The organism is Metabacillus sp. 22489, from assembly GCF_052044855.1.
GTDB lineage: Bacteria > Bacillota > Bacilli > Bacillales > Bacillaceae > Metabacillus > Metabacillus niabensis.
The window spans coordinates 1-11,534 of record NZ_JBQENT010000078.1 but is presented as its reverse complement, the minus strand read 5'-3'; the positions used below and the strand labels follow the sequence as shown (position 1 = coordinate 11,534).

Below are 11,534 nucleotides of genomic sequence, written 5' to 3'. Positions count from 1 at the left end.
GTATTGAACAAAAATATCACCATCCCAATTTTGTTATCTATATTATACCATATTAACGCGGTGAAAAGTTAAAGTAATTAGATAAAATAATAGGCTGCCGAGGTTTCTCGACAGCCTGAGAAGCTAATTAATAGCTTCTTTTTTTTTTGTCTATGGTAAAGATTATGGTTGATTTTTATCCACTTTATTTAATTGGAGCGGATACATGAGACTCCTTCTTAGCGAAGCGTATCAAAGAGAGACCCCATAGAATTGCTCCAGGTCCTTTTTTAAAATACTTTAATAGGATTTACGAGCAAAAAAAGTACCAATTCATGTGAGATTGCATATACATAGTAGAAAAACATTTTTGTGAGATGATTGAGCCTCCTTGTTGAAGAGGATTTAAATATATGGTACATTGATCTGAAAAACTTGGTGAGGAGGATGAACATGTGTCGAGTATTACTAAAGGATTTATTTACTCACCCAATTGCTCAAAAATATTTAAACCGATCTGGAGTCGATCATGCCATTAAGGTTGCAGAATATACAGTGCAGCTTGCGGTAAAGCATGGTGTGAATCCTGATCTTGCAGCAAAAGCAGGATTGCTCCATGATATTGGCCATTATGAATGGTATACGAACGGCGAATGGGATTATGAAAAGTACAAAAAAAATGATATACATGCGATTAAGGGTGCAGAAAGAGCACATAAATTATTAATTAGACTTGGTGAAGACAGACAATATGCAAAGGAAATTGCTTTAGCAATATTACTTCACACAGATTCCTATCTTCCGGAAAATTCAATGAAAAAAACAACATTACAACAAATTGTTCGTCTTGCTGACGAAATGGATGAAGAACCATATGGTAAGCACCATTATCGAAAAATATCCAAAGAGGAAGCAATGATAAAAATTGATCGTCTTGACCATAAAATTAATCAACTTCTAACAAAATATCGTGAATCAGTTTAAAAATCGAGATATGGCTATAAATCTCAAAAACATAAATCTAAGGTATTAGGAGCAGATCTTTATGCAATATGATTGCTTTAGGTCTGCTTATTTTGTACATATAGGTTAATTAGTTGTATTCGTTTTTCAAAGTATAACGTTTGACTGTACGGTTTTAAAAAAATATAATGAAACTAATACTAGGATCAAGAGGTGATTGGATGGGGTGTCATTGTATAAAATCGGTGAGCTAGCCGAAAAGGTAAATGTTTCGAAACGAACAATTGATTATTATACACAAATAGGTTTACTTCAAGTTGAGAAAACATCTACCTCTAATTATCGTTTATATAGTGATAAAACGATCCAGGATATTCGCTTCATTGAATTATGTAAGGAATTAAATATGAGTCTGCAGGAAATTAAAGAACGAATGGAAATAAGACGGTATAAAAGCCTTTCGGAAGATGAGCAAGACAAATGTATAAAGTTTGCGAAGCTTTTAGCAGCACATATGAAAAACCTTGAGGTTGAGATACAAGAATTAAAACCGTTATTTGAACAACTAAATAAGGATTCTCAAGCAAAAGTAACGCAACAAATAAGTTCCCAAAGTAAATCGTTAATCGAATCTTTATCTTTGATTATGAAGTAATTTTGGAGAAAAATTGGACATCTAATAAGAGAGGAAGTAACAACATCTATTTAAATAGGATGTTAGAAAATAGAGGAGGAAGATCATGTTTTTTCATCCAATGGACATATTAATTTTTGCTGCTTTAGGATTATCCATTTGGGCACAGTTTAAAGTAAAAGGTAATTTTAACAAATGGTCACAGGTTGCTGTTTCTTCACATAAAACAGGTGCAGAGGTAGCTAGACAAATTCTTGATCAAAACGGTTTGTACCAAGTTCGTGTAGAGCCTGTGCGTGGGACATTATCAGATCATTACGATCCAATGAAACGAGTTGTCCGCTTATCTGAGCCCGTTTATTACGGACATTCGATTGCATCGGTATCAGTTGCTTCACACGAAGTAGGGCATGCGATTCAGCATAAGGAAGCATACGGGGCATTAGTTCTTCGCCATAAGATGTTTCCTGTTGTTAATTTAACATCAGGAATTGCTCCATTTTTGTTCATAGGTGGTCTTTTACTAGGTAGTTTAAATTTAATTGGCTTAGGAATTATTCTCTTTTCCTTTGCGGTTGCATTTCAAGTTATTACGTTACCAGTTGAGTTTAACGCAAGCTCACGAGCAAAAAAAATTATGGTCTCTGAAGGGATTATTACGAATAATGAAGAGCACGGTGTAAATAAAGTATTAGGAGCAGCTGCATTAACATATGTAGCAGGTGCGTTAATGGCTTTATTTGAATTGTTAAAATTCGTTATGATTTTCTTCCAAGGGAACGATGAATAACAAAAGGTGAATATTTCACTCATTAGGAGGTGACAGGGATTGTTCGTAGTGGATAACACTTATGAGCAATCCCTCATTTTGGACATAGTTAACCTGATCCTGATTGCAATATTAATTGCAGTCACTGCATTTTTCGTAGCATCGGAATTTGCAATTGTGAAATTAAGAAGCTCCCGTCTCGATCAGCTTATCGCAGAGGGGAATCAATCAGCAAAAGTAGCAAAGAAGATTGTCTCGAATTTAGATGGATATTTATCAGCCTGTCAGCTAGGTATTACGATTACTGCGTTAGGCTTAGGATGGCTTGGTGAACCAACATTTGAGAGCATGCTCCACCCGCTGTTTGAACAGCTTCATATAAACGAATCATTTTCTTCGTTTTTCTCGTTTATCAGTGCCTTTCTAATCGTTACATTTCTCCATGTCGTCATTGGAGAATTAGCTCCGAAAACCGTTGCGATTCACAAGGCTGAGAATATTACGCTGTTATTTGCCAGACCGCTTATTCTTTTTTATCAGATCATGTTTCCTTTTATTTGGATTTTGAATGGCTCTGCAAATTTACTCATTCGTACCATCGGATTAAAGCCAGCATCAGAACATGAGCTAGCACATACAGAAGAAGAGCTGCGTATTATTCTTTCGGAAAGCTATAAGAGCGGTGAAATCAATTCGTCGGAATTTAAATATGTAAACAAAATATTTGAATTTGATGAACGAATTGCAAAGGAAATTATGGTACCGAGAACCGAAATTGTTACAACGTCCGTTGATAATACCTTTGAAGAAAATCTTGAGATTATGAGAACGGAGGAATTTACCCGTTATCCGGTTGTAAACGGTGATAAAGACCATGTTCTTGGAATGGTAAATATTAAAGAGATATTTACAGATTTGTATTATTTAACACCTCAGCAACGAAAAAACGCATCAATTCAAAAGTATATTAGGCCGGTAATCCAAGTAATTGAATCAATCCCTATACATAAGCTATTAATAAAAATGCAAAAGGAACGAGTCCATTTAGCGATTTTAGTTGATGAATACGGGGGAACAGCTGGATTAGTAACAGTTGAAGACATTATTGAGGAAATTGTTGGAGAGATCAGGGATGAATTTGACCAAGATGAAGTACCGGAAATACAACAACGTGGAAACATGCATTATGTAGTTGAAGGTAAAGTCTTAATCCAAGAGATTAATCGATTGCTAGAGTTAGATATCGAAGAGGACGAGGTTGATACATTAGCAGGTTGGATTCTCACCCAAAATATTGACTGTAAAATCGGGGATAAAATCCTTTATAAAGGAGTCGAGTTTCAAATTATTGATATGGAGGGGCATCTCATCCGTTCAATCGAAATTCGGAAAATTCCTGAATTAGAGGTCATTGAAGAGGTAGTTGTTGAGTAAATATAGTTATAGAGCTGTTTCGATTTTAAGGATTTATCCTTTTGAGACGGCTCTTTTTGCTATGTTTTCATCTAGCTCCTTGAGGTCACAACGATTCGTTGCCGTTTTTGTATAGTATATTCTAATAAAATCATGTAAAGTAGAATTAAAACTACTTAGAAAAAAGTTCTAGAAATGGGAAGCTTTTTTGAAACGTTTCACCGCATTGAAACGTATAGCCTATATAATGTGATAAATCTGGCTATACTTTTACTAGATTGCGTAAGTTGCGGTGCTTACATATATAGGAGGATTTCGTTTGTTTAAATCAAAAACACATTTTTGGACACTTCAGATTTTATTGTTGTTATTAATTGTCTATGTTGGCACGAAGGTTTCCTTTCTTTTTGAACCAATCATAGTCTTTGCTTCTACTTTATTTTTTCCTATTTTAATTGCTGGAATCTTATTTTTTATCTTTTCACCTTTAGTGAAACTTCTTGAGAAGGGGAAGGTGCCGAGAACACTTGCTATCTTAATTCCTTATATAGTCTTTATTGGTGTTATTTCAGCAGTTGTTGCATTCGTGGGACCGATTTTATCACAACAGGTAACAGATTTAGTGAAAAATGTTCCAACCTTTGCAACGGAAATATCGAATTTCATTACCAATCTTACGCAAACATCTGAGTTTAAATGGGTGATGGAACAGGAATATGTTTCTTTAGAGCAAATTGAGGATACATTAACAGGCCTTGCAACAAGCCTACCTGAAAGCATTACTGCAAGCTTTACAAAGGTACTGGGTGTTGTGACAGATATTACCTTAACGATGATCACTGTACCATTTATTTTATTTTATATGCTGAAGGATGGCCATAAGCTGCCCGGTCAGATCGTCAAAATCTTACCTCACACATATCGTCATGAAGGGGTTAAGATTTTACAAGATTTAAATAATACTCTATCTGCTTATATTCAAGGCCAAGTAATCGTCTCATTATTTGTTGGCGTCGGCTGTTATATCGGTTATTCCATTATTGGTTTAAATTATGCATTAGTTTTAGGGTTAGTCGTTGCTGTGGCGAATATTATTCCATATTTAGGGCCATTTATCGGTGCTGCTCCTGCTGTCATTATCGCTTTGTTAGATTCACCAGGAAAGGCTCTTTTAGCAGCACTTGTCGTGACAGTAGTTCAGCAAATTGACGGGAACTTCCTATCTCCACTTATTATCGGGAAACGATTAAATACCCATCCGTTAACGATTATTCTATTATTAATCGGAGCGGGTAGCTTTGGAGGCATATTGGGGATGATCCTAGCGGTTCCAACGTATGCCGTACTTAAAGCTGTAACGTTAAATATCATTCGCTTAATTAAATTACGAAATAAATATAAGGTTGAGTTGAAAAAAGAAAAGATTGGGGAAAATGAGAACGAAAAACGCTGATTTTCATAAAATATATGAAAAATAATCTTAAATACACAAGATAGCAGGAGGAGTAGCATGCCCGCATTTGTAGGTCCTGTTGAATTATTATCAATTGAAACGACTGGAGTTTTTACTGTTGGCGATGCTTTTAGCTTGTCCCCAAAAAGCACGGAAAAAGGGTCATTTGGATCAGGCGTAGGAAATACAGGCGATTTTACTGAGTCACAAAATCTTTTTTCCATTACAAAATTTGATGATTTTGACGTAGTAGACCAATCAAAGGCATTCAATAAATAAAAGGTGTAGACTAGGATTCACTTTGCGAATAGTGGATTTTAGTCTCTTTTTATTTTCTTAGAGTGGCGGGTCAAGGTGAGGATCGACAGCACTGTGGAAAAGGACATCTGTTGCTGAATAATGATACTCCGAAAAGGAACTAACTTAACAAATCACAGATTTTTAGCAGCACGAACCATGCTGGAGAATACTGAAAAACAAGAGGAAATCGGTTATAATAAATGATGGAAAGGGTGAACAAAATGAAAATAAGAAAAGCGAATGTACAAAATGGTGATCAATTTATTACAAACGTATACATATATGAAAATAAAAAAGAGGAATATAGTTTAATTGCAGTACCTGAAATAGAGTGGTCAACGATTGTTGAATATGTAGAAAGTCGTGACCATTTACGTGAAAGATTGAACAACTCACTTGGAAAAGCTGTGAAAGATGAGGTTGCAGAGGAGCTAGCTACGAAAATGGTATATTGGGTAGGAGAAATGTAAAAGGGAAAAAATCATCATCCAATAGAAACCATTTGGATGATGATTGAACGAATATTACATCACGTTGATAAAAAGTCCTCAACCTGTCTTATATATTCATCTCTAGGATACCCATTATACAATGTTCCAGCAAGCTTGATTGGATCACCAAAAAAGTAGCGTTCATATTGTGTTTGTCTTGTACCATATGAGCTCATTGTTAAATCCCAGACAAGGCGAAATAGCTTTGTTTTTTCGACTGCACTACATGCATTTCCTTGAAAATAATTGTCTAAATCATCGGCAAGCTCTGATTGAAAGTCCTCCTCGGCTGGAATCGCCATCAGTCCACCAGCTCCAATCAACTGTAGGATTTCACTCATTCTAGGATAAAGTGTTGGAAAAGTATTTATCGCAACATAAAGGGGGTGAACATTTGGAGTTATTGTCCCCCATTGATCCTCTTTTGCATGAAGCTCAGCACGCTCTAACAATGCCTTCATCGTCTCTAAACCGATAATCATTTCACTTATTTTTTCTTTAATATGCTGATAATCGGATAAATCTAACGAAGTGACCATCTTTTGTGCAAGTCCAAGGATGAATTCTGTTTTAACAATTTGCCTAATGACAACCTGATGTAAAGCATGTGCTGTAAAGCTGCTTTTAGAAAACAATTCGTAAGCAATATCCTGCCTATTATGGAAAAAGACTCGATCCCAAGGTACGAGCACATTGTCAAAAATAATTATTGTTTCCATTTCGTGAAAGCGGGAGGAAAGTGGATAATTAAAAGCTGAATCTCCTTTGTAAAAGCTTTCACGACAAATAAATTTCAATCCTTCTGTATTCGTCGGAATTGAAAAACTGAAGGCGTAATCATCATCTCCTAGTTTATTTCCTGATGGGAAAATGAGAACCTCATCTGTCATCCCACCTTGGGTTGCGAGAAGTCGCGCTCCTTTAACAATTAGACCATCTGAAGTTTTCGCAATAATCTTTGCGGCAATTGGCTCTGTTGAAGGCTTTTCATTCTGGTAAGAACGATTAACCTGTGGATTAATAAAGCTATGTGTAAACGAATAATCGTGCTCACGTGCATGTTCATATAAACGAAGGAGGTTTTTGCTAAACGATTTCTCTTGCTTTGTAAGAATAGGTGAAGCAGTAGCTAGAGTCATTAATACAGTATTTAAATAATCAGGTGTTCTCCCCATCATTCCTACCGTTTTCCTTGCCCACACGTTCATCATATAACGACGCCGTTCCAAATCCTCTTTTGTTTTCGGCTGTAAAAAAGAGATGCCAACCGGTTCTTTTGATAACGGGGAGGGAAAGGTCATTTTCTCTATGAGGTCTGGATGGAGCTGTAAATCATATAAAGAAGCCTTTGTTTGCATAGCACCTTTATAATCTGGATGGTCGCTAAGCTTACCAGTAACTTTTTTTCCTCTAATCCATACATTTGGCTGCATTTCATTTATACGTGATACATATTGTTCTCCACTAATGGCAGGCAAAAGCATTCACTCCTTACCAAATTAATCCATGTAACACTATATGCATTCAACTTAAAAAGTGATGAGTATAATCATAAAATGATGTAAGAAAATGTTGAACAATAATTAAAGGAATGTTGCTATCTTTGGAGGAATAAGGTAGTAAAGAAAGGGAAAAGTAATTTGTAAGCGTTTACCAAATGTTTAAATGCAAACACCATGGAAAGGATATTACTAAATGGGCATTTATGAAAGGTGTGAGTGGTGTGCAAGAAGAAAACTTTTTTAAAGGAATGGTTTGGGCGACATTATTAAGTATACCGTTATGGCTATCATTTTTTGGTTGGATCAAAATGACGATAAACCTTATGAAATATTTATAATCGATTTCGTTCATCTTAAGCTCCTTCCTAGAGTGATTTTTCTCATATATTAGAAAAAAAGTTATTTATTTATAGTTTTATATAGTAAAATAGGTTTAAAACGATCGGCTTATTTGTCTTTGGGGGTTTACTAATGGAAGTCTTTGTCGCAAAACAACCTATTTTTAATAAAAATGAGGAAGTTATTGCCTATGAACTTTTATATAGAGGGAGTCAGGAAAATATTTTTCCAGATATCGACGGGGATCAAGCTACAACAGAGGTTATTATTAATAGCTTTTTAAATATAGGAATGAAGGAATTATCAGATGGTAAACGTTGTTTTGTGAATTTTACAGAGGGATTGCTAAAATCGAAGGTTCCTACGTTTTTTAACCCTGCTTCAATTGTTGTAGAAATTTTAGAGAACGTTGCGATTGACGAAGAACTGATTGAAATTTGCCGTGAATTGAAGAGTTTGGTCTATACAATTGCTCTTGATGATTTTAAAGTTCAAGAGACATATTCATTACTACCATCCTTGCTTAAATATGTTGATATTATTAAGGTTGATTTTATTGAAACGAATAAGGCTGAGCAAAGACTATTAGTTAATAAATACCGTCCATATCAAATTCAACTTCTTGCTGAAAAGGTGGAAACACGAGAAGAATTTCTCTATGCATATGAGCTAGGGTATGTATATTTTCAAGGATACTTTTTTAGTAAGCCTGTCGTGATTTCAAGCCACGATGTACCTGTTTATGCAAAAACGTATTATCATATTTTGGAGGAAATTTCGAAAACCGAGCCTAATATTGATATTATCGCAACCGAAATTGAACAGGACTTATCTTTATCATATAAATTATTAAAATTAATTAATTCGCCAGCATTTCGCCCCAAAAACAAAATTAAGTCAATTAAACAAGCGATTGTACTTTTAGGATTAAATGAAATAAAACGCTGGATTTATGTGTTATCTGTTCAGGGGATGAATAAAACAAATAACTCTAAGATGCAGGAAGTCGTTAGAATGTCGCTTATACGAGGTAAATTATGTGAACAATTAGCAAGTTCAATTGGAGAAAATCATACGTCTTCCTACATGTTAACAGGAATGTTTTCTCTCATTGATACTTTACTACATCGGAAGCTTGAAGATATTTTAATTGATTTACCTCTTTCAGACGATATTCAGCGTGCTCTTCTTAAGAGGGATAACGAGCTAGGGCGTGTTTTAACGTGGACATTACAAATAGAAAAGGCCATTACCGTTGAGGGGATACCTCTTTCTAAGGAGAGGATTGCATTATTTTATAACCAAGCTTGCGAGTGGGCAAATTATATACTAGATATAAATGAAAAGCCCTTTTAATTGTAAAAATGCTAGTTAATCGATTATTAACCAGCATTTTTATCCTTTTTTTCCATTCGCATTTTTTTCATAATACCTAGACTAACTAAGGCCACAACAACGATGAGCTCGAAACCGTATTGAATCCAGTCATTTGTAAATAGCCATTGCAAAAAGGGCTCCTTTACAATCATCTTTGTAGCTGTCCAAGCAACAATTGCAGCACCGACAAAGATAATAATCGGGAAACGTTCAATAAATCTTAAAATGATCGTACTGCCAAGAACAACAATTGGTATCGAGACAAGTAAACCGAGGAAGACAAGTAAGAAATCTCCATGTGCAGCACCTGCTACCGCTAAAACATTATCAAGTCCCATAGCAGCATCGGCAATAATTATCGTTCCAATTGCCCCCCAAAAGCTATTTCCTGCTTTAACTTCATGACTATCTTCTTCTGTCATTAGTTTATAAGCGATCCAAATTAAGATTACCCCACCTATTAGCATTAAACCAGGTATTTTAAGCAAATAAACAACAAGTATTGTTGCAATGGAGCGAATAATAATGGCCCCGACCGTTCCCCATATAATAACCTTCGTTTGCTTATTTTTCGGCAGATTTTTTGCAGCAAGACCGATTACAATTGCATTATCACCAGCCAACACTAAGTCCATGATAACAATCGATAATAGTGCTGTAAAAAACTCCATCGAGAAAAAATCCATCATCTTCACCCCACCTACCTATTTTTTGATTAATGAGCTTTTATATCCAGTTAAGTTTTAGCATGTATAAAATTGTGAAAAGTGATAAATATATTTAATGGAAGTGTGAAATCCCATATATATGGTATAATACTCAATATTGAATAATTAATATTGAGTCGGGGTGTAGCATATGGCAAGGCTAGTCGTTTTAGGCTTATTAAAGAAAAAACCAATGTCTGGGTATGAAATTCAACAGGTTCTTCAAAAGAGCCAAACAGATAAATGGGCAGGCATATTACCTGGATCAATCTATCATGCCCTAAAAAAAATGGATATGGAAGGGCTAGTGAAAATTGAAGCAGTTGAGCAAACGGGAAATCGCTCAAAAGCAATTTATAAAATAACAGAAGAAGGCGAAGTTGAATTTCAAAAGCTTCTCAAGGCAGCCTTCAAAGAAAAATCAGTTATATTACCAACATCTATTTATTCAGCTATTTCGTTTATTGATGAACTTCCTAATGAAGATATTTTGGAAGCATTAGCAGAACAAAAGCAGCAAATCGAAAAAGAACTTCATGAAATGGAAGCTGGAGAGCAGCAGAAGGCGATGGTACTAGATTTAGACTTTTTTACAAAACTATCATTCCAAAATATATATGATCAATACAAGCTTCAGCTGAAATTTATCAATGAGATGATGGAACATCTATCCTCTAACGATAAAAAAATAACTTAAAAAAGGAATTCTTACTTTCTTTGTCGAATCTATTAGTGTTAGAAAAATGAATAGTTAGTGAGATAATTTTTCATATTTCAAAGGAGGTCTTCGTCTCTATGGGAGTGCAGCCTACATTTTATGTTTTAGACGATAAAATGGTTGCGGTATTTTCGGTTAGTAAGGATAATAGCAGGATTAAGATGGAATGCTTGTTTTCGAAGACTGGAATTGAGGACTACACCTTAGAGTATCATGGACCGATTGAAAAAAAGGAAGAATTAATTGAAGTAGCTATTACAAAAGCGAACGATATTTTCGAGCATATGATCATAACAGTATAAAAAGGTTGAATCCGACATTTTCTGTTCTATTTTGAAATGTTGGATTCAATCTTTTTTGTTTCTATCGAACTAATGATTATCTCAGTAACAATAGTGAAATAACACCATAATATCCATAAATTGGAGAGTAAAATTGCAGGAATTGTATATTTAGAACTATTGCGTTTTTCTTGCGGTGTCACGCACTAAGTATTACGTATTATTTTCGGTGAAAAGTGCACTTTTTTACAGTAAACTGAAATAGTAAGAAAGATATTTTTGTAAGTTGGCCATGCATTCGCTTAAAAAGTATAAGGAGGGTGAAACGATGGATCAGCAAAAAATAGAAGAAATTACAGAAATGCTTTTAAAGCTAGAAAAAGAAATAAACGAAACTAAAGCTTCATTACAGAATATAAATAAAAGTATTGATAAGTATGATAAATACGCATATTTGAATGTTTCGTAAAAACTTGGCCATAGGCCAAGTTTCAGATTGAAGACAAAAGGCATTTGGGAAAGCTTTCTTTCCCAAATGCCTTTTTAATTTTTGATTTTCTTCTTAGAATCTATCTTAAAAATAAGTGTAAATTGCCTATTATTCATAT

14 protein-coding genes are annotated in these 11,534 nt (G+C 34.8%); 12 read left to right on the top strand and 2 right to left on the bottom strand.

Translation table 11 applies throughout. The features are described 5' to 3' along the window. Positions 1 to 432: 432 nt before the first annotated feature. The 7 genes from ACTJJ9_RS25425 (at position 433) to ACTJJ9_RS25395 (ending at position 5,981) form a co-directional block, all read left to right on the top strand. The gene (locus ACTJJ9_RS25425) at positions 433 to 963 is read left to right on the top strand and encodes an HD domain-containing protein (RefSeq protein WP_145584010.1); all 531 of its coding nucleotides are present in this window, start codon (positions 433 to 435) and stop codon (positions 961 to 963) included. 211 nt (positions 964 to 1,174) lie between these two features. After that, on the top strand, positions 1,175 to 1,597 hold the full coding sequence (locus ACTJJ9_RS25420) for a MerR family transcriptional regulator (protein WP_186324281.1): 423 nt from the start codon (positions 1,175 to 1,177) through the stop codon (positions 1,595 to 1,597). An 85-nt stretch (positions 1,598 to 1,682) separates the two neighbouring features. Next, entirely contained in the window at positions 1,683 to 2,366 is a 684-nt protein-coding gene (locus tag ACTJJ9_RS25415) for a zinc metallopeptidase (protein WP_145584014.1), read from the top strand. A gap of 78 nt (positions 2,367 to 2,444) precedes the next feature. Next, positions 2,445 to 3,779 carry a hemolysin family protein gene (locus ACTJJ9_RS25410; protein ID WP_095302303.1) on the top strand — a complete coding sequence of 445 codons (1,335 nt, stop codon included), beginning with the start codon at positions 2,445 to 2,447 and terminating at the stop codon, positions 3,777 to 3,779. A 298-nt stretch (positions 3,780 to 4,077) separates the two neighbouring features. After that, on the top strand, positions 4,078 to 5,211 hold the full coding sequence (locus ACTJJ9_RS25405) for an AI-2E family transporter (RefSeq protein ID WP_145584016.1): 1,134 nt from the start codon (positions 4,078 to 4,080) through the stop codon (positions 5,209 to 5,211). Positions 5,212 to 5,268: 57 nt separating this feature from the next. Further along, positions 5,269 to 5,490: a spore germination protein gene (locus ACTJJ9_RS25400; protein ID WP_095302281.1), complete on the top strand. Its 222-nt coding sequence runs from the start codon at positions 5,269 to 5,271 to the stop codon at positions 5,488 to 5,490. 242 nt (positions 5,491 to 5,732) lie between these two features. After that, positions 5,733 to 5,981 carry a YueH family protein gene (locus ACTJJ9_RS25395; RefSeq protein ID WP_145584018.1) on the top strand — a complete coding sequence of 83 codons (249 nt, stop codon included), beginning with the start codon at positions 5,733 to 5,735 and terminating at the stop codon, positions 5,979 to 5,981. A 59-nt stretch (positions 5,982 to 6,040) separates the two neighbouring features. Here the strand turns inward: ACTJJ9_RS25395 and hpaB are convergent, their stop codons facing one another. Beyond that, on the bottom strand, positions 6,041 to 7,480 hold the full coding sequence (gene hpaB / locus ACTJJ9_RS25390) for a 4-hydroxyphenylacetate 3-monooxygenase, oxygenase component (protein WP_145584020.1): 1,440 nt from the start codon (positions 7,478 to 7,480) through the stop codon (positions 6,041 to 6,043). A 179-nt stretch (positions 7,481 to 7,659) separates the two neighbouring features. On the opposite strand from hpaB, the gene ACTJJ9_RS25385 reads away from it, so the two are divergent. Both ACTJJ9_RS25385 and ACTJJ9_RS25380 read left to right on the top strand, forming a co-directional pair. Further along, the gene (locus tag ACTJJ9_RS25385; protein ID WP_095302278.1) at positions 7,660 to 7,842 is read left to right on the top strand and encodes a hypothetical protein; all 183 of its coding nucleotides are present in this window, start codon (positions 7,660 to 7,662) and stop codon (positions 7,840 to 7,842) included. Between the two features lie 133 nt (positions 7,843 to 7,975). Further along, positions 7,976 to 9,199, top strand: a complete 1,224-nt coding sequence (locus ACTJJ9_RS25380; protein WP_145584022.1) for an HDOD domain-containing protein — start codon at positions 7,976 to 7,978, stop codon at positions 9,197 to 9,199. Positions 9,200 to 9,225: 26 nt separating this feature from the next. Here ACTJJ9_RS25380 and ACTJJ9_RS25375 read toward each other — a convergent pair whose 3' ends face one another. Then, the gene (locus tag ACTJJ9_RS25375; protein ID WP_440768991.1) at positions 9,226 to 9,906 is read right to left on the bottom strand and encodes a TerC family protein; all 681 of its coding nucleotides are present in this window, start codon (positions 9,904 to 9,906) and stop codon (positions 9,226 to 9,228) included. A gap of 172 nt (positions 9,907 to 10,078) precedes the next feature. Between ACTJJ9_RS25375 and ACTJJ9_RS25370 the strand changes: the two genes are divergently transcribed. The 3 genes from ACTJJ9_RS25370 (at position 10,079) to degQ (ending at position 11,395) form a co-directional block, all read left to right on the top strand. Then, on the top strand, positions 10,079 to 10,624 hold the full coding sequence (locus ACTJJ9_RS25370; protein ID WP_145584026.1) for a PadR family transcriptional regulator: 546 nt from the start codon (positions 10,079 to 10,081) through the stop codon (positions 10,622 to 10,624). Positions 10,625 to 10,722: 98 nt separating this feature from the next. After that, positions 10,723 to 10,947 (top strand): hypothetical protein, encoded by a 225-nt coding sequence (locus ACTJJ9_RS25365; RefSeq protein ID WP_095302275.1) that lies wholly within the window; start codon positions 10,723 to 10,725, stop codon positions 10,945 to 10,947. A 307-nt stretch (positions 10,948 to 11,254) separates the two neighbouring features. Then, positions 11,255 to 11,395 (top strand): degradation enzyme regulation protein DegQ, encoded by a 141-nt coding sequence (gene degQ / locus ACTJJ9_RS25360; protein ID WP_095302274.1) that lies wholly within the window; start codon positions 11,255 to 11,257, stop codon positions 11,393 to 11,395. The last annotated feature ends 139 nt before the right edge of the window (positions 11,396 to 11,534 follow it).

Bases quoted from the DNA above. Each gene is read 5' to 3' on its own strand.
- ACTJJ9_RS25425 (WP_145584010.1), top strand. From the start codon at position 433: ATGTGTCGAGTATTACTAAAGGATTTATTTACTCACCCAATTGCTCAA.
- ACTJJ9_RS25415 (WP_145584014.1), top strand. From the start codon at position 1,683: ATGTTTTTTCATCCAATGGACATATTAATTTTTGCTGCTTTAGGATTA.
- ACTJJ9_RS25400 (WP_095302281.1), top strand. From the start codon at position 5,269: ATGCCCGCATTTGTAGGTCCTGTTGAATTATTATCAATTGAAACGACT.
- ACTJJ9_RS25395 (WP_145584018.1), top strand. From the start codon at position 5,733: ATGAAAATAAGAAAAGCGAATGTACAAAATGGTGATCAATTTATTACA.
- ACTJJ9_RS25385 (WP_095302278.1), top strand. From the start codon at position 7,660: ATGTTTAAATGCAAACACCATGGAAAGGATATTACTAAATGGGCATTT.
- ACTJJ9_RS25380 (WP_145584022.1), top strand. From the start codon at position 7,976: ATGGAAGTCTTTGTCGCAAAACAACCTATTTTTAATAAAAATGAGGAA.
- ACTJJ9_RS25375 (WP_440768991.1), bottom strand. From the start codon at position 9,906: ATGGATTTTTTCTCGATGGAGTTTTTTACAGCACTATTATCGATTGTT.
- ACTJJ9_RS25370 (WP_145584026.1), top strand. From the start codon at position 10,079: ATGGCAAGGCTAGTCGTTTTAGGCTTATTAAAGAAAAAACCAATGTCT.
- ACTJJ9_RS25365 (WP_095302275.1), top strand. From the start codon at position 10,723: ATGGGAGTGCAGCCTACATTTTATGTTTTAGACGATAAAATGGTTGCG.
- degQ (WP_095302274.1), top strand. From the start codon at position 11,255: ATGGATCAGCAAAAAATAGAAGAAATTACAGAAATGCTTTTAAAGCTA.